Source organism: Comamonas sp. FG99, assembly GCF_057808605.1.
In genome coordinates this window covers 84,394-107,696 of the sequence record NZ_JBMDII010000011.1, presented here as the reverse complement: position 1 = coordinate 107,696, position 23,303 = coordinate 84,394, and the positions used below count along the sequence as shown (strand labels likewise).

24 protein-coding genes are annotated in these 23,303 nt (G+C 68.1%); 4 read left to right on the top strand and 20 right to left on the bottom strand.

Annotated features, from left to right (window positions below):
- The 14 genes from ACODRX_RS09840 to ACODRX_RS09775 form a co-directional block, all read right to left on the bottom strand.
- Entirely contained in the window at positions 1-738 is a 738-nt protein-coding gene (locus tag ACODRX_RS09840; RefSeq protein WP_488871281.1) for an amino acid ABC transporter ATP-binding protein, read from the bottom strand.
- Positions 735-1,448, bottom strand: coding sequence for an amino acid ABC transporter permease (locus ACODRX_RS09835; protein ID WP_488871280.1), 714 nt, complete (start codon positions 1,446-1,448; stop codon positions 735-737). Before ACODRX_RS09835 ends, ACODRX_RS09840 begins: the two co-directional genes overlap by 4 nt.
- 9 nt (positions 1,449-1,457) lie before the next feature.
- On the bottom strand, positions 1,458-2,153 hold the full coding sequence (locus tag ACODRX_RS09830) for an amino acid ABC transporter permease (RefSeq protein WP_488871278.1): 696 nt from the start codon (positions 2,151-2,153) through the stop codon (positions 1,458-1,460).
- A 67-nt stretch (positions 2,154-2,220) separates the two neighbouring features.
- A complete protein-coding gene (locus ACODRX_RS09825; RefSeq protein ID WP_488871277.1) occupies positions 2,221-3,048 on the bottom strand; it encodes a transporter substrate-binding domain-containing protein in 828 nt (275 codons plus the stop codon).
- 262 nt (positions 3,049-3,310) lie between these two features.
- Complete coding sequence (locus ACODRX_RS09820) at positions 3,311-4,294, bottom strand: fumarylacetoacetate hydrolase family protein (protein ID WP_488871274.1); 984 nt, start codon at positions 4,292-4,294, stop codon at positions 3,311-3,313.
- A 2-nt stretch (positions 4,295-4,296) separates the two neighbouring features.
- Positions 4,297-5,049 carry a 2-amino-5-chloromuconate deaminase CnbZ gene (cnbZ, locus tag ACODRX_RS09815; RefSeq protein ID WP_488871273.1) on the bottom strand — a complete coding sequence of 251 codons (753 nt, stop codon included), beginning with the start codon at positions 5,047-5,049 and terminating at the stop codon, positions 4,297-4,299.
- 59 nt (positions 5,050-5,108) lie between these two features.
- Positions 5,109-6,677 carry a gamma-glutamyltransferase family protein gene (locus tag ACODRX_RS09810; RefSeq protein WP_488871272.1) on the bottom strand — a complete coding sequence of 523 codons (1,569 nt, stop codon included), beginning with the start codon at positions 6,675-6,677 and terminating at the stop codon, positions 5,109-5,111.
- Positions 6,674-7,312 (bottom strand): SRPBCC family protein, encoded by a 639-nt coding sequence (locus ACODRX_RS09805; RefSeq protein ID WP_488871270.1) that lies wholly within the window; start codon positions 7,310-7,312, stop codon positions 6,674-6,676. The genes ACODRX_RS09810 and ACODRX_RS09805 overlap by 4 nt, the downstream gene beginning before the upstream one ends.
- Before the next feature lies 1 nt (position 7,313).
- Positions 7,314-8,462: an FAD-dependent oxidoreductase gene (locus tag ACODRX_RS09800; protein ID WP_488871269.1), complete on the bottom strand. Its 1,149-nt coding sequence runs from the start codon at positions 8,460-8,462 to the stop codon at positions 7,314-7,316.
- Between the two features lie 23 nt (positions 8,463-8,485).
- Positions 8,486-9,595 (bottom strand): DODA-type extradiol aromatic ring-opening family dioxygenase, encoded by a 1,110-nt coding sequence (locus ACODRX_RS09795; protein WP_488871267.1) that lies wholly within the window; start codon positions 9,593-9,595, stop codon positions 8,486-8,488.
- The gene (locus tag ACODRX_RS09790; RefSeq protein ID WP_488871265.1) at positions 9,582-10,100 is read right to left on the bottom strand and encodes a (2Fe-2S)-binding protein; all 519 of its coding nucleotides are present in this window, start codon (positions 10,098-10,100) and stop codon (positions 9,582-9,584) included. The genes ACODRX_RS09795 and ACODRX_RS09790 overlap by 14 nt, the downstream gene beginning before the upstream one ends.
- Positions 10,093-10,947, bottom strand: a complete 855-nt coding sequence (locus ACODRX_RS09785) for an FAD binding domain-containing protein (protein WP_488871264.1) — start codon at positions 10,945-10,947, stop codon at positions 10,093-10,095. Before ACODRX_RS09785 ends, ACODRX_RS09790 begins: the two co-directional genes overlap by 8 nt.
- Positions 10,944-13,277, bottom strand: coding sequence for a xanthine dehydrogenase family protein molybdopterin-binding subunit (locus ACODRX_RS09780; protein WP_488871262.1), 2,334 nt, complete (start codon positions 13,275-13,277; stop codon positions 10,944-10,946). Before ACODRX_RS09780 ends, ACODRX_RS09785 begins: the two co-directional genes overlap by 4 nt.
- A 36-nt stretch (positions 13,278-13,313) precedes the next feature.
- On the bottom strand, positions 13,314-14,312 hold the full coding sequence (locus tag ACODRX_RS09775) for a Bug family tripartite tricarboxylate transporter substrate binding protein (protein WP_488871261.1): 999 nt from the start codon (positions 14,310-14,312) through the stop codon (positions 13,314-13,316).
- Positions 14,313-14,421: 109 nt separating this feature from the next.
- Between ACODRX_RS09775 and ACODRX_RS09770 the strand changes: the two genes are divergently transcribed.
- The 4 genes from ACODRX_RS09770 to ACODRX_RS09755 all read left to right on the top strand — a co-directional run bounded on the left by ACODRX_RS09770 (position 14,422) and on the right by ACODRX_RS09755 (position 15,976).
- On the top strand, positions 14,422-15,129 hold the full coding sequence (locus ACODRX_RS09770; RefSeq protein WP_488871259.1) for a GntR family transcriptional regulator: 708 nt from the start codon (positions 14,422-14,424) through the stop codon (positions 15,127-15,129).
- A gap of 111 nt (positions 15,130-15,240) precedes the next feature.
- Positions 15,241-15,480, top strand: coding sequence for a DUF485 domain-containing protein (locus ACODRX_RS09765; protein WP_488871257.1), 240 nt, complete (start codon positions 15,241-15,243; stop codon positions 15,478-15,480).
- Positions 15,477-15,746, top strand: a complete 270-nt coding sequence (locus ACODRX_RS09760; protein ID WP_488871256.1) for a sodium:solute symporter family transporter — start codon at positions 15,477-15,479, stop codon at positions 15,744-15,746. The genes ACODRX_RS09765 and ACODRX_RS09760 overlap by 4 nt, the downstream gene beginning before the upstream one ends.
- Positions 15,743-15,976: a hypothetical protein gene (locus ACODRX_RS09755; RefSeq protein WP_488871255.1), complete on the top strand. Its 234-nt coding sequence runs from the start codon at positions 15,743-15,745 to the stop codon at positions 15,974-15,976. The genes ACODRX_RS09760 and ACODRX_RS09755 overlap by 4 nt, the downstream gene beginning before the upstream one ends.
- A gap of 92 nt (positions 15,977-16,068) precedes the next feature.
- On the opposite strand, the gene ACODRX_RS09750 is transcribed toward ACODRX_RS09755, so the two are convergent.
- The 6 genes from ACODRX_RS09750 to peaA all read right to left on the bottom strand — a co-directional run bounded on the left by ACODRX_RS09750 (position 16,069) and on the right by peaA (position 23,180).
- Positions 16,069-17,646: an amidase gene (locus tag ACODRX_RS09750; RefSeq protein WP_488871254.1), complete on the bottom strand. Its 1,578-nt coding sequence runs from the start codon at positions 17,644-17,646 to the stop codon at positions 16,069-16,071.
- 40 nt (positions 17,647-17,686) lie between these two features.
- The gene (locus ACODRX_RS09745) at positions 17,687-18,499 is read right to left on the bottom strand and encodes a TorF family putative porin (RefSeq protein ID WP_488871253.1); all 813 of its coding nucleotides are present in this window, start codon (positions 18,497-18,499) and stop codon (positions 17,687-17,689) included.
- 127 nt (positions 18,500-18,626) lie between these two features.
- Positions 18,627-19,754 (bottom strand): quinohemoprotein amine dehydrogenase subunit beta, encoded by a 1,128-nt coding sequence (peaD, locus tag ACODRX_RS09740; RefSeq protein WP_488871251.1) that lies wholly within the window; start codon positions 19,752-19,754, stop codon positions 18,627-18,629.
- A gap of 20 nt (positions 19,755-19,774) precedes the next feature.
- On the bottom strand, positions 19,775-20,116 hold the full coding sequence (gene qhpC, locus ACODRX_RS09735) for a quinohemoprotein amine dehydrogenase subunit gamma (protein WP_488871250.1): 342 nt from the start codon (positions 20,114-20,116) through the stop codon (positions 19,775-19,777).
- A gap of 1 nt (position 20,117) precedes the next feature.
- A complete protein-coding gene (gene peaB, locus ACODRX_RS09730) occupies positions 20,118-21,557 on the bottom strand; it encodes a quinohemoprotein amine dehydrogenase maturation protein (protein ID WP_488871249.1) in 1,440 nt (479 codons plus the stop codon).
- Positions 21,558-21,593: 36 nt separating this feature from the next.
- The gene (gene peaA, locus ACODRX_RS09725; protein WP_488871247.1) at positions 21,594-23,180 is read right to left on the bottom strand and encodes a quinohemoprotein amine dehydrogenase subunit alpha; all 1,587 of its coding nucleotides are present in this window, start codon (positions 23,178-23,180) and stop codon (positions 21,594-21,596) included.
- Positions 23,181-23,303 lie beyond the last annotated feature (123 nt).

Below are 23,303 nucleotides of genomic sequence, written 5' to 3'. Positions count from 1 at the left end.
TCATTTCTCGAAGGGCGAGCGGATGTCGGCCAGGAACTTCTGCGTGCGCGGATGCTGCGGGTGGTTGAAGAAATCGTGCGGCGTGGCGCGCTCCAGCACCGCGCCCTGGTCCATGAAGATCACGCGGTCGGCCACCTCGCGGGCAAAGCCCATTTCGTGCGTCACGCAGACCATGGTCATGCCGTCCTTGGCGAGGTCGCGCATCACCAGCAGCACTTCGCCCACCATCTCGGGGTCGAGCGCGCTGGTAGGTTCGTCGAACAGGATGACCGGCGGCTTGAGCGTGAGTGCGCGCGCAATCGCCACGCGCTGCTGCTGGCCGCCCGAGAGCTGGCTGGGGATCGCCTGCGCCTTGTGCGCCAGGCCCACCCGTTCGAGCAGCGCCATGGCGCGTTCGCGGGCCTCCGAAGCCGCGAGCTTCTTGAGCTGCACCGCGGCCAGCGTGCAGTTCTCCAGCACCGTGAGGTGCGGAAACAGGTTGAACTGCTGGAACACGAAGCCTATGCCGGCGCGTAGCGCGTTCACATCCTGCCCGGGGGCGTGCACGTCGCGCCCGTCGACCAGGATCTGCCCGCCCTGGATCTCCTCCAGCCGGTTGATGGTGCGGATCAGCGTGGACTTGCCCGAGCCCGAGGGGCCGCAGACCACGACGACTTCGCCGCTGGCGATGGTCTCGCTCACGTCCACCAGCGCGTGGTAGTCGCCATACCACTTGTTCACGTTCTTGAGTTCGATCATGCTGCAACCTTTGCGGTGATGTGGCTGCCCAGGCCCCGGCGCGCAAGCCGCTTTTCCATCCAGTGCGCGCAGCGCGACAGGCCGAAGCACAGCACGAAATAGGTGAGTCCCAGGATGCCGAAGACCTCGGCCGGCTTGGTGAACACCAGGGTGTTGATCTGGTTGGCGATGAAGCTCACCTCGGTCAGGCCGATGATGTAGCCCAGCGAGGTCTCCTTGATGGTGGAGATGAACTGGTTGACCAGCGAGGGCAGCGAGTTGCGCAGCGCCTGCGGCAGCACCACGCTGCGCATGGCCTTGAGGTAGGGCAGGCCGAGCGCGCGCGCGCATTCCATCTGGCCGCGGGGCAGGCCCTGGATGCCCGCGCGCACGATCTCGGCCAGGTAGGCGGCGTCGAAGATCACCAGCGCGATCAGCATGGTCCAGAACTGGTCGGTCTTGACGCCGGTGATGCTGGGCAGGAAGAAATAGGCCCAGAACACCACCATCAGCAGCGGCAGTCCGCGCACCAGGTAGATGAAGCCGGTGACCGGCCCGCGCAGCCAGCCCCAGGGCGACACGCGCATCAGCCCGAACACCAGGCCCAGCGGCAGCGACAGCAGCAGGCCCAGGGCCGCGAGGATCAGCGTGAGCGCCAGCCCGCCCAGCGGCCCGTTCGGGTACTGCCCGATCAGAAAGTACAGCCAGTATTGTTGGATCAGCTCAAGCATGGCCGCGCCCTACATCGTGCGCACCGGGAAGCGGTGCTGGAACCAGCTGGCGAGGCCGGTGATGGCGAGCGACACCGCCAGGTAGGCGATGCTGGCGAAGGCGAAGGCCTCGAAGCTGCGGAAGGTCTGGCTCTCCACCTGGCCGGCCTGGTACATCATCTCGGCGGCGCCGATCACCGTGGCGATCGAGGTGCCCTTCCACAGGTTCAGCGTCTGCGAGATCAGTGGCGGCACCGTGAGCCGGAAGGCCTGCGGCAGTATCACCAGGCGCATGGCGCTCAGGTAGGGCAGGCCGATGGCGCGCGCTGCCTCCAGCTGCACCGGCGGCACCGCGCGTATGCCGCTGCGGATGTCTTCCGCCATGTAGGCCGCGGTGTAGAAGCCGATCGCCAGCACCGCGCAGATGGATTCGACCGGGCCCTCGTACAGCGCCTGCTTCAGCGCCTCGGGCAGCAGCTCGGGCACGCCGAAGTACCAGAACAGCATGTGCGCCAGCAGCGGAATGCTGCGCACCACCTCCACATAGCCGGCGCCCAGCGCGCGCAGCGCCTTGAACGGCGAAAGCCGGCACAGCGCAATCACGAGCCCCAGCGGCAGCGACAGGCACAGGCCGAAGAACAGGTACTGCAGCGACATCTTGAGGCCGGCCACGAGCATGTCGTGGTACTGGCCTGAGAGAAGCATCTGCGGGTCAAAGCTGGTCATGGGCTCATGAACGAAAAAGGGCCGCAGACCCAATGGAGGGATGCCTGCGGCCCGATGCCGAGAGGGATCACTCGGTGATCTGGTCGCTGTCCATCTTGAAGCGGCGCGCCCCCATCTTCAGCGCGCTCTTGCTGCCGAAGTACTGCTCGTACAGCCCCTGCGCCTTGCCGTTGGCCTCAAGCTCGCGCAGCGTGTCGTCGACCGCCTTCTTCAGGCCCGATTCGCCCTTCTTGATACCCAGCGCGAGCGATTCGGTGCTGATGCTGGTGGGCAGCAGCCGGTAGTCCTTGCGCTGGCTGCCCATTTCCACCAGCGCGCGCGCCAGGCTCTGGTCTTCGTTGACGAAGGCCACCGCCTTGCCTTGCTGCATCGCGATCAGCGCCTGCGGCGAGGTGTCGAACGAGATCACGTTGACGGTGGGCACCGCCTTCCTGATGTTCACTTCCATCGAGCTGCCCTTGGCGGTGGCCACGCGCTTGCCGGCCAGGTCGGGCACGTCCTTCACCGGGCTGCTGGCCTTGACCATGACCTGCTGGTTGGTCACGAAGGTGGTGACCGAGAAATCGATCTGCGCTTCGCGCTCCTTGTTGTGGGTAAGCGAGGCGGCCAGCAGGTCGATATGGCCCTGCTGCAGCTCGGGGATGCGCGCCGCCAGCGTGATCTGCTTGAACACCGGCTTCACGCCCAGCTTCTGCGCCACTGCGCGGCCCAGGTCCACCTCGTAGCCGACCAGCTCGCGCGTCTTGGGGTCGATATAGCTGTTGGGCTCGTCGGTGCCCAGCACGCCCACCACCAGCTCGCCCTTCTTCTTGACGTCTGCGAGCTGATCCGCATGCACAGCGCCGCCCAGCAGCGCTGCGCCGGCAGCCACGGTTGCCAACCAATGAAACTTCATGGGGTTCTTCTCCTTGCCTGGTTATTGCTTGCCTATAGGTTGCTTATAGCTTGCTTATATCTGCCAGCTGGCCGCTGCGCCCCTCCGATCCGGCGGCTGCCGCAGGGCCGGGCGGGCCAGGCATCATAAACCCGGGGCCCGGCGGATAGCGCCTGCAGGCGCGAAAAAAACCGATTTCAGGAGGTGGTCGGTGGATGGGGGAATGGGCTTATCGCATTGACTTATGGGAGGCCGCGCGCCTGTTTTGCTTTGGAGCGCAGAGTCATTGCTTACTGACGTCCGCTACCTTCACTTGGGATGGGGCCTCCTGGACGATGAGGTTGCTAAGCTCGCCAATGCCTTCGATGCGCCCGGTGACCAGGTCGCCTGGCTTGAGAAAGCGCGGCGGCCTCAGGCCAAGGCCCACGCCCGAGGGCGTGCCGGTGGCGATGATGTCGCCGCGCTCCAGCGTCAGTCCCTGCGAGAGCTGGTGGATGATCTCCTCGATGCCGAACAGCAGGTCGCCGGTGCTGGAGTCCTGGCGGCGCTCGCCGTTCACGCTCAGCCCGATCCGCAGCGCGCCCGGGTTGGCGATGCTACTCTTGAGCGCGACCACCGGGCCGATGGGGCAGCTGCCGTCGAGCCCCTTGCCTTTGAACCACTGGCCGTGGCGTGTCTGCAGGTCGCGTGCCGTGATGTCGTTGACCACGGTGTAGCCGAACACATGCTCCATCGCCTGGTCCACGCCGATGTTCCTGCCGGGCTTGCCGATGACGATGCCCAGCTCGACCTCATAGTCGAGCATCTGCGTGGCGCCGGCATGGCTGCTGATGCGGGCGCCGTGCCCCACCACCGCCGTGGGCGGCTTGGTGAAGAATTCGGCGGCCAGGGGAAAGTCGTCGATAGCGCGGCCGCGGGCGATATTGCCTTCGATGATGTGCTCGCGGTAGTTGCGGCCCACGCAGAAGATGTTCTTGCGCGGGCGTGGGATCGGCGCCGCAAGGCGGATGGCATCGAACTTCAGCCCGAAGGGCGCCAAAGTGGCGGCGCCGAGCCGCGCCAGCTCCTGCAGGGCCGCATCGCCCGCGGCGCGGCTGTCGATGAAATCCTGCACGTCGGCCGGAGCCCGGCGCGCCATGGCCGCGATGTGGCCCTGGGTGCACAGCGAGGTAAAGTCGATGGCGCGGCCATCGGCGAGCACCGCGCCCATGCGGTGCCCGCCGTCCGGCGCCTCGAAGGTGAAAAGCTGCATGGCCTGGGCTTGCATGCTCAGATCACCAGCTCGGTGGCATGGCCGCGTACGTCCATTTCGAATTCGAGCCCCCGGACCGGCGGGCGTGCATAGTTCCAGTTCAGGCCGCCGGCGCCCGCGCCGCGCCGCGCGAGCTCCTCGCCGATGAGGTGGCCGATGTTCTGCACCGTATAGAGCTGGGTCGAGACCGCATCGGCCCAGCTGGCGCCCAGCACCTCCAGGCGGCGGGCCATCTCATCCGCGACGAAGGTCACCTTGGTGCGCATGCCCTCGGGCGAGGTGTCGCCAAAGGCGATGGCCCGCTCGGCCACCGGCTCGTTGCCGGTATGGGCGTCGGCGCTGCCGGAGATCTGGAAGCTGGCGCGGCGCCGCTGCGATGGCACGGTGTAGCTGAAGGCGAACATCCGCGATTCGCCGGGCTTGCCATACATGGGGCAGACATTGGTGCGGGCCACCGGATTCACGCCGTCCTTGTACAGGCCCCAGCGCTCCAGCGTCTTCACATAGTGGGTGTTGAAATCGGCAAAGCCCTTGTCGCTGAACGGATCTGGCGAGCGCAGCTCGCACTGCGCAAAGGCCGTGGTGGGCCGGCCGGCGCCGGCGAGATGGGCCTCCACCGCCGCGAAGGCCTCATCCATGGGCAGCGGCTTGAGAAAGCGCACGCGCGCCAGCTCGAAGCCGGGCTCGGCCGCCACGCCCCCCGAATACTGGAAGACGGATGGGATATAGCGGTAGCCGCCGGGGGCGAAGTGGGTGGTGCTCAGAGTCATTTGCAAGCTCCTGTAGTTGATGCAATGCGGGGAAAGGGGAAGATCGATGCACGCATGGCTCACCATGCGAGCGCGGCGGCCTGGCGGCGCTGGTCCGCCGCGGCCTCGATCCAGCCGGTGGTCTGCCTGCGCACCACCTTGGCGGAACCGAAATAGAACTCGTGGCGGGAGTTTTCCTGCACGCTCAGGCCCTGGCCGCGCAGCTGCTCGGCCACCTGCGGGGGCATGCCAGGCTCCAGCAGTACCGCGCCGTCGCGCGACAGGCTCCAGCGCGGGCGGCTGACGAGTTCGCCGAGCGTCATGCCGCCGTCCAGGGCGCCGGTCACGATCTGGTAGCCGGTGGTGGTCTGGCTCACGCCACCGGGGGAGATGCCGGCGATCTGCGCGCCCTGCGCATCCACCACCATCCAGGGATTGAGGGTGTGCGAGGGCCGGACGCCCGGAGCAACCGCGTTCACATCGCCGGCCCGGTTCGAGAAGTCGAACATGCGGTTGTTCAGAAGAATGCCGGTGCCGGGGTCGATGGCGCCGCATCCGAAGGGCTGGAACACGCTTTGCAGCATGGCCAGCGCATTGCCTTGCGCGTCCATGGCCACCATGCCGGTGGTATCGCCCACGCCGGCGCGGCTGTGCAGGAACCTCTGCAGGCTGGCGCCGGTATAGGGTTCGGAGCCAAGGCCGAACTGTCCGGCGCCGGCCGGCGTGCGCGCCGCATCGCCGATGCGGTTGCGGCCTTCGGCAATCACCGCGATGGCGGCCTGCACCGCGGCCACGGCATCATCCGGGCGTTTGCTTTGCTGGGTGCTTTGCCGTGCTTCTCGCCAGCGCGCCAGCTGCTGCAGCATGAGCACGCCCACCGAGTTGGGCGGCATGACGTGAACACGGGCATGGCCGATGGGCAGCGACCACGAATCCACCCAGTCGGCCTGCGCGCGCTCGAAGTCCTGGCTGGCCAGCAGGCCGTGGTTGTTGCGCGAAAAGCGCAGCAGGCTTTGCGCGGCCGGGCCGCGGTAGAAGGCCTGCTCGCCGCCTTGCGCAATATCGGCCAGCACCGCGGCCAGGCGCTTTTGCACCAGCAGCTCGCCTGCGGCCCAGCGTCTGCCGCCGGGTAGCATGGCATCGGCAAAGCCCGGCTGCTGCAGCACCTGGGCATCGGCCAGCGCCAGGTTGCGCGCCAGCTCCTGTGCCACCGGCACGCCCTGGTCGGCAAGCTGCTGCGCCGGCGCCAGCAGGCGGGCGAGCGGCAGGCGGCCGAAGCGTTCGTGCGCGCGGGCCCACAAGCGCACCAGCGTGGGCACGACGGCGGCCCGCGGCCCGCGCTGCGGCATGCCGCCGGCAAACAGCGCGGGCTCGGCGGCCAGCGGCGCGCGGCCCGAGCCGTTGAGCGCATGCAGGCAACCGCTCGCCGCATCGTAGTACAGCATCATGGCGCAGCCTCCCAGCGAGCTTGCATGGGGCAGGGCCACCGCCAGGCTGGCCGAGGCGCTGAGCATGGCATCCACCAGGCTGCCGCCTTCTGCCAGGCATTGCTGCGCATGCAGCGTGGCCAGGTGGTGGCCGCTGACCACCGCGGCGTGCCGGCCGTGGAGGCTCTTGGGGCCAGCGTGCGGGCGTACGTTTTCCATCATGAGCCGGCCCGCAGCAACAGGCCCGCGGCCAGCATGCCGGCAAAGCTGCCGGCTGCCGCGCCCAGGGCCACGCGCCATGCGAGCCCGTCGAGTAGCAGCTGCCAGGGCAGCGGCTGGCCCCCGGTGCCCGAGGCCGAGGGGCGCATGGCCGGCTGCGCCGCAGCGGCGGCTGCCGGGGGCGGTGCTGCCTCTTCGGGCTTGGACAGCCTGCGCGCTACGTTGGCGAAGAATTCCTCGGAGAACTTGCGCGCGGTGCTGTCGATCAGGCGCGCGCCCAACTGCGCGATACGGCCGGTGATCTCGGTCTGCGCGCTGTAGCTCAGCTGCGTGCCGCCCGGTACCTCGGCCAGGCGCAGCTGCACCCGCCCCGTGGCCGAGCCTGCCACCCCGCCGCTGCCGCTGCCCTGGAGGACCAGCGATTCGGGGGGCAGCACTTCGAGCCGTTGCACCTTGGCGCTGAAGTTCACCTTGATCGGGCCGACCGATGCGCTCAGCTCCACCTCCAGCGCATCTGGCTGGGGCTCGCGTACCTGCGAGCAGCCGGGGACGGTGGCCTGCAGGAAGGCTGGGTCGTTGAGCGCGCGCCAGACCTCGGCGCGCGGCAGGGCGAGGATTTTCGTGCCTTCGATCAGCATGTCAGCCGTGCTCCATGTCGATGCCGGCCAGGCGCAGGCCGCGATCGGCGATGCGCATGCTTTCGTTCAGGTAGCGGATATGGCCGAACGCCCAGGTGATGAGCGGGCGCGCCACGTCCAGCCGCGTGGGCCATTGGCGCGAAAACCAGTCATAGCGGCAGGCCCAGGCCTGGGTGCGGTCGCTGATGAAGCGCACGCGCGACTCCCACTGGCGTAGCGCGGCCTGCACGTCGCCTTGCTGCTGCACGAAATGCGCCAGTGCATAGGCGTTGATGAGGGTGAGCCCGGCGCCCTGGCCCAGCGTGGGCGGCAGGCCGTGTGCCGCATCGCCCAGGATGCCCACGCGGCCAACGGCCCATTGCTCGCAATCGACCACGCCGTAGTTGTATTGCGTGGAGGGCGCGCGGCCCAGCTCGTGCATGAGGCCGGCCAGATGGGGAAAGCGCGCCGACCAGTCCTGCACGTTCAGCGGGATCTCCTTGGCGAGCGCATCGCGCTCGGGGGCCACCATGTAGACATAGGTCTGGTGCGGGCCCGAGGGGGTGACGCCGATGCGGCGGTTGCCGGACCACCACTCCACCGTCTTGTCCTGCGGCGTGAACTCGCGCCCGTCGATCAGGAAGCGGTCGATGATGGTGGGCAGCAGCGTGAACCGGCTGCGGATGGGCAGGGAATTGCGCACCGCGGAGCTCACGCCGTCCGCGCCCACGATCAGGTCGGCCGGATGGGCCTTGCCGTCGGCGGTGAGCAGCGCCTTGCCGTCCGGCGCGACGCCGGTGACGCTGGAGCTGGTGGCGATCTCCACGCCGGCCTCCAGCGCGGCGTCGCGCAGGGCCTCGATCAGGGTCTGGCGCGCGAACACATGCACGCGCGCGGCGCCCTCCAGCAGCCGCTGTTGGCGCAGCGAACCGTCGGCAAAGCGGATCTCGGCCTTTTGCAGTTTCAGGCCTTCGCGCTCCATGCGCTTGAAGACGCCGATGCGCTCCAGCACCTCGATGCTGTTGTTCTTGATGTAGATGCCGGCGCCGATCTCGCGGATCTGGTCGCCGCGTTCATGAATACGGACCTGCCAGCCGGCGCGGGCCAGCAGCGTGGCAGTGGCGAGGCCGCCGATGCCGCCTCCGGCGATTTCTGCGATGCGTGGGGACATGGGTTGCTCCTGGGGTTTGGGGGTCAGCGCTTGCTGCGCTGCAGATTGACCTGGGTGGCTGCGCCGGCGGTCAGCAAAGCGTGGATCTGGAATTCGTCGCGCAGTCGCGCCACGTCGAGCGCCACCAGCGCTTCGCGCTCGTCGGGCGCCAGGCGAAAGCCGTCGGCCCATGCCGCGGGATCGGCGAGGAAGCTGCGCGCATCCTCCGCCCGGGTGCGCAGGCGCAGCACCGCCTCGACCAGCGCCGCATGCCGCGCCGGCAGCGGTGGGTAGATGGGCTCGTAGTCCTGCGCCAGCGGGTTGGGTGTTTCCAGGTCCCAGGCCAGCGTGGCGTAGGTGTGGTGCCACGACGGCTCGAAATGCGCCGCGAAGGGCATGCGCTCGCCGATGGCGCCCGCCAGCATCAGGGTGGAGCGCAGTTCGAGATTGCCCGAGCGGTCGAGCTCGCGCTCGCTCATGCCGAGCATGGCCTGCAGCCTGCCCTGGGTGAGCTGTTGGAAGAGGCCTTCATCCGTCTTCACGTCGGGGTGGGGGTAGTGCACCGTGCCCGGATAGTGCGAAAGCCCGCCGCTGGCGATCAAGAGGGCGCGCTTGCCCAGCTTGCACAGCGCCCGCTCCAGCGCCTGGCCGAATGCGTGGCAGCGGGCAGGCGAGGGCTGCGGGGGAATATAGGAGTTCACGAACAAGGCAGTCATGGGCATCTCGCGCGTGAATCCCATGTAGGCATAGGGAATGGTGAATGCGGTCTGCAGCTGCGCGCCCAGCGTGAAGGCGAGGTCGAAGCCGAGCGCCCCCATCTCGGGCACCAGCGCATAGCCCAGCTCGGAGTCCAGTGCCCAGTCGCCGCGATGCTTGTGCATGCCGTCGGCCGAGCGGGCGACGTGGACGCAGAAGGGCGGCACGCTGTGCGTCACGAAATGGTCGCCGTGGTCGTTGGAGACCACGATCACGCAATCGGCCTGCTTGGCGAGGAATACCTGGCCGATGGCGGCGAGCTGCGCCTGTACGCGGTCGACCTGGGCCTGGTCCTCGCTGTCGGGGCGCGACAGCAGCTGGGGCGCATGGGGAACCGCGGCCGCGGCAATGATGCCGGCGCGCTTGTAGTGCGGGTTGTGGGTGTCAGTGGTGTGCATGGCAGGCCTGTGCGCAAGAGGTGTGCGGATCGGTGCCGTGCTGCTCGGCTTGGGCGAGCGAGAGGATCGCTTCCACGATGCCCTGGTAGCCGGTGCAGCGGCAGATGTTTCCCGCGAGTCGCTCGCGTACCAGCTCGGCGTTCAAGGGCGCCCCCGACTGGAGCAGCTCGTAGGCGGTGATGAACATGCCGGGCGTGCAAAAGCCGCATTGCAGCGCATGGTGCCGGTTGAAGGCGGTGCGCAGCCGCTGCGCAAGCGCATCCTGCAGGCCATCGAGCGTGCTTACCGAGCGGCCCGCGCAGGCGTGCGCCAATTCGAGGCAGGAGCGCAGGCTCGCGCCGTCGACCAGCACGTTGCAGGCGCCGCACACGCCGTGCTCGCAGGCCGTGTGCACCGAGGTGGCGCCGTGCTCGCGCACGAAGTCGGCAAGCGATATCCGGTGTTCGCCGGCGAGGGCCAGGCGCTGGCCGTTGAGCTTCAGCTCCTGTGGGTCGTGGTCATGCATGGGTGTGTTGCCTTTCCTGGGCTTGCCGGACCGCGTCCAGTGCATTGATGGCATGGCGCTGGCGCTGCAGCGGATCGAGCTCCGGCAGCTGGCTGGCAAGGTCTGCGCGCGCGGCCTCCAGCAATGCCGATGGCGGGGCTCGGCCAGCTGCGCCGAGTTCGCGCGCCAGCGCGGGCAAGGCCAGGGGCTTGTCTGCCACCGCGCCGAGCCAGCATTCCCAGTGGCCCTGGCGCAGGATCGCCACCGCCGAGCACATGGCGTATTCGCCCGCGCGGTGCATCAGCTTGGAGCGGCCCCAGGCGGAGATGTCCGCATTCGCGGGCGATACGGTGAGCGCCACCGCCAGCTCGTCGACCGCGCGCGCCGTCAGCAGCGGCGCGAGAATGAACTCGCGCACCGGCACCGAGCGCATGCCGCGGGTACTCATCAGCTCCACCTGGGCGTCGAGCGCGCTGAAAAGCAGCGGCCAATCGCCCTTGGGATCGGCCTGCAGGATGCTGCCCACCGCCGTGCCCTTGTTGCGTACCGCCCAGAAGGCAATTTCGCGCGCGTGCGCGCCGAGCAGCCGCGCCAGCCGGCAGTCGTGCTGCTGCGCGGCGCGCTCAAGCGCCGCATGGCGCACCAGCGCGCCTATGCGCAGGCCCGGCGCATCCAGGCTGAACTCCTCAAGTGCCGCAATGCGGTTGATGTCCAGCAGCACATGCGGCGTGACCACGCGGTAGCGCAGCAAGGGCACCAGGCTCTGCCCGCCCGCGAGTACCTGTGCGTCGCTGCCCAGCGCCGCCAGGTGGGCCAGCGCCTCGTCGAGCGTGGCGGGCCTGCGCAACTCCAGCGATGCGAGCTTCATGGCGCCTCCTGTACAGCCGGCTGCCGGCATGGGGCCTGCAGCAGCTGGGCGAGCAGGTAGTCGGGCGTGATGGGGGTGCAGTCCACCGCGACACCGCGTTCGAGCAAGGCGGCGCGGACCGCATTGCCGATGGCGGCGGGCCCGGCCACGCAACCGCCTTCGCCGGCGCCCTTGATGCCGAACTCGGAGAACGGCGAGGGCGTGCATTGGTGGATGACCTCGATGCGGGGCACCTCCATCGCGCTGGGCAGCGAGTAGTCGCCGAAGGTGACGGTGGTTGGCTGCCCGTCCTCGGAATAGCGCATGGCTTCAAGCAGTGCCTGGCCTATGCCCTGGGCCACGCCGCCGCGTACCTGGCCATCGAGGATCAGCGGGTTGACCACGGTGCCGCAGTCCTCCACCACCGCATAGTCCGTCACCTTGACCAGCCCGGTGAAGGTGTCCACGCGCACGCGCACCACATGCGTGCCGTAAGAGAAGGTACCGGTTTCCACCTGCGGGCGGTAGATGCCTTCGACCGACATGCCGGGGGCAATATCGTGCGGCAGGCGCTGCAGCTCCACCACCGCCAGGCGGCCTATGCCCGCATAGTCGATGCTCTTGCCATCGGGCGACTGGAAGCGGATGCCGTCCTGCACGATGTGCTGTTCGTCGCATTGCAGCGTGGCGGCGGCAATGCGGCGGGCCTTGGCGACAATGAGCTCCGATGCTCGGGTGACCGCCCCGCCGGCCATCACGATGGAGCGCGAGGCCACGGTGCCCAGGCCGTAGGGCGTGCGCCCGGTGTCGCCCTGGCGGATGCGTATGGCCTGCAGCGGCATGCCGGTGACCTGCGCCGCGATCTGCGCGAGCGAGGTGTAGTGGCCCTGGCCGTGGCCCAGCGTGCCCACGTCGACGATCAGCTCGCCGCCGGGGGTGACCGTGGCCCGCGCCGCCTCATGCCCGTAGATGTAGGGCGAGCCGCGGCGGTGCCACTCCACCGAGCCGTGCGCGGCCTGCTCCACATACATGCCGTAGCCGATGCCCCAGGCGTAGCGCCCGTCGTCCGCCGCCTGCGGCCAGCCGGCCGCATGGCTGCGCGCCGCAGCGAGCGAGGCCGGATAGTCGCCCGAGTCATAGTACAGGCCGGTGGCGCTGGTGTAGGGGAAGCGATCGGGCGCAATCAGGTTGCGCTGGCGTACCTCGGCCGGGTCCATGCCGAGCGCATGCGCCACTTCGTCAAGGATGCGCTCCATCGCGAAGCAGCCCGCCGGCCGGCCCACGCCGCGAAACGGCCCTACGGGCGACTTGTTGGTATAGACGGCAATCGACTCGAAGCGGTAGTTGCGGATGTCGTAGGGGCCGAGCATCACATTGGCCGCCATGTTGGCCTCGATGGCGCCGGTGGATGTCTTGGCCGAGTAGGCGCCGGAGTCGACCACGAAGCGCGCCTGCACCGCGTGGATGCGGCCGCTGGCGTCGTACCAGGCGGCGATCTGCTGCTCGTGCTGGCGGCTGTGGTTGGAGGCCACGAAGTGCTCGTAGCGGTCTTCGATCCAGCGGTGCGGCCTGCCCGTGGCCAGCGCCATCGCCGCCACCACCAGCTCTTCGGGATAGAGATTGCTCTTGGCGCCAAAGCCGCCGCCCACGTCGGGCACGACCACGCGGATGTCGGCTTCCGCGATGCCCACCAGATGCTCGGCGAGAAAGGTGCGCAGCAGATGCGGGCGCTGGTGCGATGCATAGACGAGCAGCTCGCCGGTGGCAGCGTCGATCATGGCCACGCAGCCGCGCCCCTCCAGCGGCGAGGCAAGCACCCGGGCCATGGAGAAATGGCGCGCGACGCTGGCGCCCGAGAAGGCGGATTCGTCGCCCGTCGTGCGGCCCGAGCGCATCACCACATTCGAGGGCAGTCCCTCGTGGATGGGTATGCCCGGGTGCGCCAGCTCGGCCAGCGCGTCGGTGATGGCTGGCAGCGGCTCGATGTCTGCCGAGCACTGCTCCACCAGGTCTTCCGCCTGCGGCCGCGACGGCGCGGTGAAAGCCGCGATGGCTTCGCCCACATACCGCACGCGGCCCGAGGCCAGCAGCGGCATCGGCGCGCCGTTGAAGCCTTCGCGGTCGAGCTTGCCGACAATGGGGCGCGTGAGCGGCTCGATGCGGGCCGCATCCCACACATCGTGCGGCTGCAGCTGCGGCGGCAGGCACAGCCCGCGCAGGCGGCCGTGGGCCACGGGGCTGCGCAAAAAAGCCACTTCAGTGCAATGGGGCACCTGCACATCGGCCACGAAGCGCGAAATGCCTTGCAGGTGGCGTGCATCTTCCACACGGGCGACGGGTACACCGATCATGCTTTGCAACCTTGGAGTTCTGTGCCGCGGGGCACGTCAGTCGAGCTTGATGTGCGCATGGCGGATGATGGCGCCCCACTTGTCGGCGTCCTGCTGGAGCCGCGCCTCGAATTGCGCAGGCGTGCCGCCCAGCGGCACCAGTCCGATCTTGAGCAGGCGCTCCCTGATCTCGGGCTTGGCCAGGGCGCTGTTGACCGCCCGGTTCAAGGTCTGGATGGCGCCGGCGGGCGTGCCCTTGGGGGCCATCAGCACGAACCAGCTGGACATGTCCACGTCGGGCAGGCCCGCTTCCTTCAGGGTGGGAAGCTCGGGCAGGCCGGGATAGCGCCGGGGCGCGGCCACGGCCAGAAAGCGCACCCGGCCGGCATCGACCTGGGGCTGGGCGGGCGCGAGGTTCTCGAAGCTGAAGTCGGTCTCGCCGGCCGCAACCGCAGTGACCGCCGGGCCGCTGCCTTTTTGCGGAACATGGGTCGGCTTGAAGCCCACAGTGGACCTGAACCACTCCGCCGCCAGGTGCAAAGTGCTGCCTGCGCCGGCAGACGAGTAGTTCAGCCTGTCGCCGCTCTTGGCCGCCATGGCGATGAAGTCCTTGGCGGTCTTTTCCCTGATGTTCTTGCCCACCAGCAGGAAGGCGGGCACATCCACCACGCCGACGACGGGCGTGAGCGTGCGGGCCGCGTCATACGGCATCTGGGGATAGAGCAGGGGATTGTTGATGAGCGATGTGGTGCCCATGAGCAAGGTGTAGCCATCGGGCACCGAGCGCACCACGAAGCCGGTTCCCACCTGGGAGTTGGCGCCGGGCTTGTTTTCCACGATCACCGAGCTGTGCAGCGAGCCGCTCAGCTCCTGCGCGATCAGGCGGGCCGTCGTGTCGGATGCGCCGCCCGCGGCGAACGGCACCACGATGGTGATGGGCCGGGAGGGGTATGTCGTGCTTTCCGTGGCGAGCGCAGGCAGCGAAAGGCCTGCGATCAGCGACGCCGCACCAAGAATCACGGTGCGGCGCCACAGGGCGTGGGGGAGCTTTTTCATGGATACCGTCCTTTCACGTATAAAGTATACTTAATAATTGTTTGTGGATCTATGCGAAAATGGCGCCAGCAGACCCGGGAAATCCCTAGCCCGGCAAGACCCATACGCAATGAACCAAGAATCAACTGGATTGGCGAGCCTGCCCAAGGCCGTGCCTTCGGCCAATCTGCCCAGCCATGTGCAGGCGGTGCTGCAAGAGGCCATACTCAACGGCGCGCTGGCGCCGGGGGAGCGCCTTTTCGTGGACGATGTGGCGCTGCACTTCGGTGTCAGCAAGATCCCGGTGCGCGAAGCGCTGAAGGCGCTGGAGATGGATGGCTGGGTGCAGTCCAGGCCCAGGCGTGGCACCTATGTCACGCCGCTGTCGCGCAACGAGCTGCGCGAGATCTTCGAGCTGCGCCGGCTGCTCGAACCCTACAGTGCGGGCCTGGCCGCCAGGCGCCGCACCGAGGCGCAGTTGGCGACCATGCAGGAGCTGCTGGACAAGAGCTCGGCCGCGATCAAGGCCGGCGACATCATCCTGCTGAGCGCCACCAACAGCCGCTTTCACTCCGCCATGGGCCATGCGGCCGGCAACAAGATGCTGAGCGAAAGCATCTCCAAGCTGGAGCTGCAGCTGCATCGCTATTTCATCTCGGTGGAGTGGCAGCAGCGCCGCGAGTCGATGGCCCAGCACCGGGCGATCTTCGAAGCCGTGCGCGACCAGGACGTGCAGCTGGCCGAGCAGCTGACCCTGGCGCACATCGCGCACACCGAATCCCTGGCCGAGGCGTCGATAGAGAACACGCCCAACGCCGAAGCGCTGGGCTTGTGCTAGTGCGGGGTGCCGACAGGTCGCCCGGCAGGGTGGGCGATGCTGCGCTGCGCGGCCCGGTAGGCGCCGGGCGTCATCCCGCTGCAGTGGCGGAAGGCGCGATGGAGACCGCGGGTGGCCTTTGCCTTCGCCGGCCTGTGCCTGGGGCTGTGCATGGCCTTCATCCTGGCGGCGGTGCTGTCGCCGGCCAGCCTGGCCGCGCCGCTGAACCGCGCGGGCATGCTTACCGCTGGCGTGGCATGCGCCATCGGGCTGATCGCGCTGTCGTGGGTGCTGACCGGCATCTATATCCACATCGCCAATACGCGCTTCGACGACTGGTGCGAGCGCCTGCTGTCGGAGGTGCAGGCATGAACACGCAGGCCATCCTGATCTTCGCGGGCTTCGTCATCGTCACCCTGGGCATCACCTATTGGGCATCGCAGCGCACGCGCCCCACCTCGGACTTCTACACCGCGGGCGGCGGCATCACCGGCACCCAGAACGGCATGGCAATCGTGGGCGACTACATGTCGGCCGCCACGCTGCTGGGCATCTCCAGCCTGGCGTTTTCCAATGGTTTCGATGCGCTGGTCTACGCGGTGTGCGCCTTCATGGGCTGGCCGATGATCCTTTCGTGATCGCCGAGCGCCTGCGCAACCTGGGGCGCTATGCGCTGAGCGACAACTTCGCCGAGCCGGTCTTTCCCTACGACTACCCCACGCTGATCTCGATGCCGTTGGCGTTCGTGGCGATCGTCGCGGTATCCCTCACGGACCGCTCGCCGCGCGCCGCGCTGGACAGGGCCGGTTTCCCCGCGCAGGAGGTGCGCGCGGAAACCGCGGTGGGCATTGCCGCCGCATCCCACTGAGCGGTCGCTGGCGATGCGGCGCCATGAACCATGTCCCGTCCAGGGAGGGCTGTCAGCGGCCATGCGCCCACCGCCTGCGGGCTTTGTGCAGCTCATGCGCCGATCATGGCGGGCGGGCGCTTTTGCACCCACTGGGTGGCCTGTTCGTAGGCATGGGCCAGTTGCAGCACCGCCATGTCGGCCTGGGCGGGGCCCATCACCTGCAGGCCCATGGGCAGGCCTGCGGCGTTGAAGCCTGCGGGAACGTTGATGACCGGCAGCCCCGACAGCGTGCCGCCGATGACGATCTCCATCCAGCGGTGGTAGGTGTCCATGCTGCGGCCGGCGATCTCCTTGGGCCAGTGCACCGCGGCTTCGAAGGGGAAGACCTGCGCCGTGGGCAGCACCAGGTAGTCGTAGGTCTGCAGCAGCTGGCGCAGGCTTTCATACCATTTGCTGCGCTGTACCGATGCCTGGTAGACCTGGGCGCCGCTCAGCTTCAGGCCGCCTTCGATTTCCCAGATGGCTTCAGGCTTCATCTGGGCGCGCTGGGCCGGGTTGGCATACATGGAGGCTGCCAGGCCCGCGACCAGGAAGTGGCGCAGCGTCAGCCAGGTCTGCCATAGCTGCTCCATCGGGTAGTCGGGGTGGGCGGCCTCCACCTTGCAGCCAATGGCCTCGAAGCCTCCCAGCGCCTGGGTGCACAACTCCATCACGCCGGGCTGCATGGGCAGGTAGCCGTTGAAGTCGCCCAGCCAGCCGATGCGCGCACCCTTGAAGTCGCGCTGCAGGCGGCCGGCGAATTGCCGCGCATCCTGGCCCATGCTCAGTGGCAGCCGCGCATCGAAGCCCGCCTGCACCGACAGCAGCATGGCGAGGTCGGCAACGCTGCGGCCCATGGGGCCTTCGTAGCCCAGTTGTTGGTAGAACACCTCGCTGGCCGGCCCGAACGGTACCCGCCCCTGGGACGGGCGAAAGCCATAGACGTTATTGAATGCGCCGGGGTTGCGCAGCGAGCCCATCATGTCGCTGCCGTCGGCCACGGGCAGCATGCGGGTGGCCAGCGCCACGGCGGCGCCGCCGCTGCTGCCGCCGGCGCACAGCTCGGGCGCATAGGCGTTGCCGGTGATGCCGAACACGGTGTTGTAGGTGTGCGAGCCCAGGCCGAATTCCGGGGTGTTGGTCTTGCCGATCAGGATGGCGCCGTTGCGCCGCACCCGCTCCACGATGATGGCATCTTGCTTGGGAACATGGTTGCGGAAGATGGGCGAGCCGCTGGTGGTGACGATGCCGGCGGTGGCGGCCAGGTCCTTCGGCGCCTGCGGCATGCCGTGCATCCAGCCCTGGGATTGGCCGGCCTGCAGCTGGCGGTCGCGCTCGTCGGCCTGGCGCAGCAGTCCCTCGCGCTCCTGCAGCGAAACGATGGCATTGACCTTGGGGTTGATGCGCTCGATGTGGTCCAGATAGGCATTCATCACTTCGCGGCACGAAACCTGGCGCGCATGGATCCAGCCGGACAGCACCAGCGCATCCGCCATCACGATGTCGCGCGCATCGCCAGGCCTCTTGCCTGGGCCCTTGGGCAGCGCCGGGCTGGCGGCACGGGCGGCACCGGGCGCAAGCCCCGACATGGAGAGTACGCCGGTGGTTTTCAGGAACTGCCGGCGGTCCGGCGCAGGTGTGGCGGGCATGGTGGGTCTCCTTGGGGTTCTCGTGTGGTGGGTGTTGGTGTCAGAAGGTCCTGGTCAGCGTGACGAAAGCGGTGGCCTTGAGTGGATTGGAGGTGGCGATTTCGCCGCGCGCGCCGGGTGTGCCCGTGGTGTAGGCGTCGTATACGTGGTGGCTGTTGTAGGCCCGGGTCAGACCACCGGCCAGATTCCAGCCACCGTCGAAATTCCGCGACAAGGCCACTTTGATGTCTTGCCAGTTGAAGCGCGAGAAGTGGTTGACGCGCTGGTAGCCATAGTGCAGCTGCAGCTCGGTTTGTTCCGCCACTGGAATGTTGAGGCTGGCATCGAGGTAGCCTGAGCCGAGCGAGTGCCGGCCCGTGCCTTCCAGCAGGGTGGCGCTGTTGAAGCCGAAGTAGTCGCGTGTCACGGTTAGCGCGTACTTGAGGGTCAGCCACTGGTAGTTGGCGGACAGCACGGCCTCGCCGTAGTCATAGCGGGTGCCGGTGGCTGCCATGCGGGCGCCCGGGTAGAGGTAGTAGAACAGCGCGGCGCGGTAGTTCACGCCCTGGGCGCTCCAGCCGTAGCCGCCGTACAGGTCTATTTCGAGATGGCCGCCATCGATGAACTTGTGGCTGACGTTGGAAGTCCAGGCCCCCATGAAGAAGCCGCCGGGGCCGGCATAGTCCAGCCCGGCCTGCAGCGCCGGGCCGCCCCAGGTCTGGCGGATGCCGCGTGCAACGTATTGGCTGGCAATGGAGACATTGGCGCTCCAGGGCGAGGGGGGCGGCGCTTCGCCGGCCCGGGCGCCGAGCGCTGGCAGCAGGGCTGCGGCACCCAGGCCGGCAAGCAGCAGTGGCGCGGCGCGGCGGGCCATTCGGGGAGGTTGCGAAAAATGAAGGTGCATGGTGTGTTGCCAAAGGATGGGCGTGAGCGCACGAGCCTCCCTGCGCAGCCATGGGCGCATGCGGCAAGGGGGCTCGCGGCCAGGGGGAGCCTGAAGGTCAGCGCGTGAATATCTGCGGCGTGCTGATGGCCATGTCGCCGCCGGGCAGCTTGACGTTGGCGGTCTGCCGCAGGCTGTCAGGGTCGAACACCGCCAGGTTGTTGAAGGTGCCGCCCGCATACAGCTTGGAGCCGCTCTTGTTGAAGGCCAGTGCGTAGAGGGTGTGCTGCAGCGACGCGCTGGCGAGCAGCTTGCGTTCCCGGATGTCGTATTTGTGCAGGTGGTTGAGCACGCCGTACATCAGGTTCGGGTCCTTGGGGGAGCGCGCTCCGGTGAAATACACCTCGGTGAAGTCGGCAAAGTTCAGCAGCTCGGTCTTGCCGGTGGCCAGATCCAGGTCGAGAAAACCGTAGTAGGTACTTGCCGTGTCGGGGTCGCGCTTGTCGTCCTTGAAGCGCTGCGCGGTGTAGAGCAGGCCCATGGTGTTCTGGGGGCGCTGCTGCGGCCAGACGTAGAGCACGTCGGGGGCGCTGGTCAGCGCATGCTGCCAATGCCGCAGCGGCTCGTGCACCGTGAATGCGCCGGTCTTGGCGTTGACGCGGTAGAGATCGGGGCCGACCACGTAGAGCGTGCCATCGTTGCCTACCTGCATCAGCGTGGTCTGGCGCGGGGCCGGGAACTGGCGGACGGGCTTGGCGTCGAGGCCGTCGGCAGTGGAGAAGACCAGCAGGCGCGGCTCTTTGACCTCCAGATGGTCCAAGCCACGCAGCGTCGGGTTGGCGATGCTGTAGAGCTCCTTGCCGTCGCGGCTCACGGCGATCGAGAACATGGCCTTGCCGCGCTCGCCGGGCTCGGTGCTCAGCGAGGCGTGGAAGACGGTCTTGCAGCTGTCCACCTCGATGCCGTACAAATCGCCGAAATGGTTGTTGAGCACATAGATGCGGGCGCCGTCGGGGCTGACCTGCAAGGTGCCGGGCCCGAAGCCGTCCGGCATCTGGCAGGTCTTGAGCACGGTGTCGGTCTGGGTGTCGACGATGCTGAGGTTGTTGGGGCGGTTGGTGACGGCCAGGTATTCGTGGCCGGGCGTCAGTGGCGTATCGGGCGCGGCCTGGGCTGCGGTGGCGGCGGCCGAGGCAGTGGCCAGGAGCGCCAGGGCGCGCTGCATGAAGCGGGGTATCGCAGGCATTCTTGTCTCCATGGGGCGATTTACTTCTTGTCGGTCGGGAAGACGGAGCCGAGCTGGCGCCAGTCCTGGCTGGAGTCGGGAGCCTTGTCGCTCCAGCCGGGGTAGGTGGACATCATGTCCGGCACCTGGGCCGGCCACCAGCAAGGGTCGGCGCAGCCGTAGAGGTCGGATTCCATGGGCTGGCACAGCGATGCCACGCCGCCGAAGACATCCACTTCCCAGCCCGGATCGATGGTGGCGGTGCAGCCGGCGATGGTGCTCATCGCCACCACGTCGGCCACCGCATCGGCGCCTGCGGCGTTGTCGTCCACGGCGTGCTCCATCTGGCGGGCCTTGTGGTTCAGAGGGGTCAGGTGTTTCATCTCAGTGGGCCTTTCGGGTATCGATGTGGCGCTCGAAGAACGCGGGGTTGGTCTGCAGGATCTGGCCATAGACGCCGATGCCGAAGTCCACCCAGTCGCGCATCAGCTCGCAGTAGTGGTAGGTAGGGTGGGTGGGGTCGCCGTAGCGCGCATAGCTTTCGTGGTAGCAGCCGCCCGAGCACAGGTTGCGGATGCGGCAGGTGGCGCAGCCCGTGCCGCTGCGGTCCAGCCGCTGCGACAGGAACTCGGTGAGGCGTGGCGTGTCCACGCCGGTGCGCACGTTGCCGAACGAAGGCAGGCTGGAGCCGGTGAAGCGGTGGCACAGGTCCAGCTCGCCGCGGTGGTCCACCGACAGCATCTTCAGGCCCGCGCCGCAGGGCAGCGATTTCTTGTGGCCTTCATGCAGGTCGGTGAGCAGCTGGTGCATGTTGGAAAACCCCGTGCTGCGGCCTTGCAGCGCCGCGTCGAGGTAGCGGCGGCCCAGCGCCTTCATGCCGGTGAAGATCTCGGCCACTTCGGCCTGGCTGAGGTTGAAGGTGTCGATGCTGCCCGAGGTGACGGGGGCGAAGCCCACCTCGGCAAAGCCTACTTCGTTGAACAGGTGCTCCCAGATACGCTCCACGTCGGTGGTGCCGGCCGTCAGGGTCACGCGCGCGCCCACCGGCCGGCTGCGGTAGCGCGACAGCAGCATGTCCACCTTGCGCCGCACGGTGGCATAGGTGCCCATGCCGCCCACGGTGCGGCGGTTGCGGTCGTGGATGGTTGCGGGGCCGTCCATGCTGACCGAGAGGCCGAAGCGGTGGGCGTCGAGCCAATCCACGATCTCCTCGTTCAGCAGCGTGGCGTTGGTGGTCATGACGAAGTCCACCGGTTTGCCGAGGGCGGCGAAGCGGCGCTCGCAGTAGCCAACCATGTGCTCGATGAGCGCGCGGTTGCTCAGCGGCTCGCCACCGAAGAAAACCACCGTGTAGCGGGGCTCGCCGGGCGACTCGCGCAGCAGCATCTCCACGGCGGCCTCGGCCGTCTCGGCGCCCATGCGCTTGCCGGCGCCCGGCGTGTCCAGGTCTTCCTTGTAGCAGTAGGTGCAGCTGAGGTTGCAGCCGGTATTGACGTTTAGCACCACGGTGCTCAGCGCCGTGCGCTCGATCTGCCGCACCCGGATGTCGGGCGACAGCGCCTGGCCCTGCTCGGCCACGATCTCCAGGCTGCGCAGCTCCTGCAGCGTTTCTCCGAGCAGCTCGGGGCTGAAGCGCAGGCCCAGGCGCTGCAGCAGGTCGTGCTGCGTGCAGCTGCCGGCGCGCAGCGTATCGATGATGCCGGCCACCGCATCGTCGGCCGCGAACAGCGAGCTGCTGGGCACATGGAACAGCAGCCGGCTGGCCGCGTCCGCGAGCTGCACCTCGTGCATATTGTGTTCTACCAGTTGAAGGCGGGAACCCATGGCAGTCTCCTTGTGGATGAAGTGCGGACGCTGAGCTCAGGGAATGGGGGCGTTGATCCAGGTCTGGACCGTGACGATGAGCTGGCCTTCGCCCTGCACGGACTGCTTGCCGTCCTGCACCGTGGCCAGTACTTTCAGGTTGCCTGCGTTGTTGGTGCCCATCTTGCGCCGGGCGTTGGGGCCCGCGTCGCCGGGCGTGAAGATGCCGCTGCGCGCATCCATCTTGCCGGCGAACTCCACATCGCGCTCTTGCCGGGCAATGTCATGGAAGGGCTGGACCGACCAGTGGGCCGGCATGATGCCGATGCGGAAGTCCTGGCCCTGGGCGTCCTTGCCCCAGGCCTCGGCATCGAAGCGGCCCTGGATCTTGGGCCGGCTGCCGCCGTTGCCGCCGATGCGCGCCACCGAATAGGCCGGCACCACCTTGACCTGCTGCACGCTGTCGTACACCGCCACGGGATAGCCCGCGGCGCCGGCCACGCTGGCCGTGCGCACGCCGGTCGCTGCGTCGGCCGCCGCGCGCACCTGGACCTGCATGCGGCTGCCGCTGCCCTTGACCGACAGCACCTGCACGCCGGGGCCGAAGTCGGGGCGGCCCTGCAGGCCGGTGCCGATCACGGTGAGCGTGGCCTCGCTGCCGCGGCGCACATGGGCGGGCTGCACCGACAGCACCGTGGCCGGGCCGTCCTCGCGGGCAGCCGCAAAGTCCAGGCCGCGCTCGTCGTGCTCGGCTTCGAACATGCGGCCCTGCATGCGGCCGTCCTGCACCGAGAAGACCTGGCGCATCGCCACGCCGTTGATGTTCAGGCTGGCGCGCCACTCATGGCCGGTGTAGACCAGGGCCTGGCCCTTGCCACTGAAGGGCGAGCCATCGGCAAACTGGCCCTGCAACTCCACGGCGTAGCGGTCCTGCTCTGCGGCCTGGACGCGCATGCTGCCGCGCAGCTCACCCTTGCCGGGCATGTGGCCGCTGAAGCTCCAGTTGCCCGCGAAGGCGGCGCTGCCGGGCATGTGCTGGCGCCACTGTTGCCAGGCGGCGCTGTCCATGGGATAGGTCTTGGCCATGTAGGGCACCATCTCTTCCAGTGCGATCTTCAGCCACTCGCGGTCGCGGCCGTATTGCTGGTATTCGAGCGATGGCCATTGGCCCAGGTGCTGATTGACCAGGTGGCGCCATTCCTGCTCCGGGCGGCGCTGCAGAGTGGGCCGGGCAGCCGAGTGGCAGCGGGCGCACATTTCCTTGTAGCGCTGGTCGCCGATCTGCTCGACGGTGTTGAGCCGGCGCTCCAGCGCATAGTGGCCCAAGGCGCTTTCCGCGGGGGCCAGGCCCTGGCGGTCCGCCAGGTACTTGACCACGGTGCTCCGGTCTTCATCGCTGATCTGCACGCCATGGGCGTTCTGCATGCGCGCAATCGTCATCAGCCAGCCTTCGGGAGTCTTGCGCTGGTGGCTGATGCGGCTCCATGCCTGCGGCCCTTGGGGGGCGTGGCAGGCTGCGCAGGTCTGGGTGATGATGCTCACGGCATCGCGCGGCTGCGTCGTGGCAGCGCCGGCGCCGCAGAGCGAGAAGGCGGTAATGGCCAGGGCGGCCATATGCCTGTGCAAGTGCTGCTTGTGCTTCAAGAGATGTCTCCTTCCGTGGGTCTTATGAGCTTGCAAGGCCGGCATGGCCCTACCGCATTCGCCAGCCATAAAGCATGGCGCGTGCCAATCCGGGCCTGTTTCGGGGAAACCCGGGGGATTGCT

Bases quoted from the DNA above. Each gene is read 5' to 3' on its own strand.
- ACODRX_RS09780 (WP_488871262.1), bottom strand. From the start codon at position 13,277: ATGATCGGTGTACCCGTCGCCCGTGTGGAAGATGCACGCCACCTGCAA.
- ACODRX_RS09805 (WP_488871270.1), bottom strand. From the start codon at position 7,312: ATGCTGATCGAAGGCACGAAAATCCTCGCCCTGCCGCGCGCCGAGGTC.
- ACODRX_RS09840 (WP_488871281.1), bottom strand. From the start codon at position 738: ATGATCGAACTCAAGAACGTGAACAAGTGGTATGGCGACTACCACGCG.
- peaB (WP_488871249.1), bottom strand. From the start codon at position 21,557: ATGGGTTCCCGCCTTCAACTGGTAGAACACAATATGCACGAGGTGCAG.
- ACODRX_RS09800 (WP_488871269.1), bottom strand. From the start codon at position 8,462: ATGTCCCCACGCATCGCAGAAATCGCCGGAGGCGGCATCGGCGGCCTC.
- ACODRX_RS09835 (WP_488871280.1), bottom strand. From the start codon at position 1,448: ATGCTTGAGCTGATCCAACAATACTGGCTGTACTTTCTGATCGGGCAG.
- ACODRX_RS09825 (WP_488871277.1), bottom strand. From the start codon at position 3,048: ATGAAGTTTCATTGGTTGGCAACCGTGGCTGCCGGCGCAGCGCTGCTG.
- ACODRX_RS09795 (WP_488871267.1), bottom strand. From the start codon at position 9,595: ATGCACACCACTGACACCCACAACCCGCACTACAAGCGCGCCGGCATC.
- ACODRX_RS09830 (WP_488871278.1), bottom strand. From the start codon at position 2,153: ATGACCAGCTTTGACCCGCAGATGCTTCTCTCAGGCCAGTACCACGAC.
- ACODRX_RS09775 (WP_488871261.1), bottom strand. From the start codon at position 14,312: ATGAAAAAGCTCCCCCACGCCCTGTGGCGCCGCACCGTGATTCTTGGT.
- qhpC (WP_488871250.1), bottom strand. From the start codon at position 20,116: ATGAAACACCTGACCCCTCTGAACCACAAGGCCCGCCAGATGGAGCAC.
- ACODRX_RS09750 (WP_488871254.1), bottom strand. From the start codon at position 17,646: ATGCCCGCCACACCTGCGCCGGACCGCCGGCAGTTCCTGAAAACCACC.
- ACODRX_RS09810 (WP_488871272.1), bottom strand. From the start codon at position 6,677: ATGATGGAAAACGTACGCCCGCACGCTGGCCCCAAGAGCCTCCACGGC.
- ACODRX_RS09790 (WP_488871265.1), bottom strand. From the start codon at position 10,100: ATGCATGACCACGACCCACAGGAGCTGAAGCTCAACGGCCAGCGCCTG.
- ACODRX_RS09785 (WP_488871264.1), bottom strand. From the start codon at position 10,947: ATGAAGCTCGCATCGCTGGAGTTGCGCAGGCCCGCCACGCTCGACGAG.
- ACODRX_RS09770 (WP_488871259.1), top strand. From the start codon at position 14,422: ATGAACCAAGAATCAACTGGATTGGCGAGCCTGCCCAAGGCCGTGCCT.
- cnbZ (WP_488871273.1), bottom strand. From the start codon at position 5,049: ATGACTCTGAGCACCACCCACTTCGCCCCCGGCGGCTACCGCTATATC.
- ACODRX_RS09820 (WP_488871274.1), bottom strand. From the start codon at position 4,294: ATGCAAGCCCAGGCCATGCAGCTTTTCACCTTCGAGGCGCCGGACGGC.
- ACODRX_RS09745 (WP_488871253.1), bottom strand. From the start codon at position 18,499: ATGGCCCGCCGCGCCGCGCCACTGCTGCTTGCCGGCCTGGGTGCCGCA.
- ACODRX_RS09760 (WP_488871256.1), top strand. From the start codon at position 15,477: ATGAACACGCAGGCCATCCTGATCTTCGCGGGCTTCGTCATCGTCACC.
- peaD (WP_488871251.1), bottom strand. From the start codon at position 19,754: ATGCCTGCGATACCCCGCTTCATGCAGCGCGCCCTGGCGCTCCTGGCC.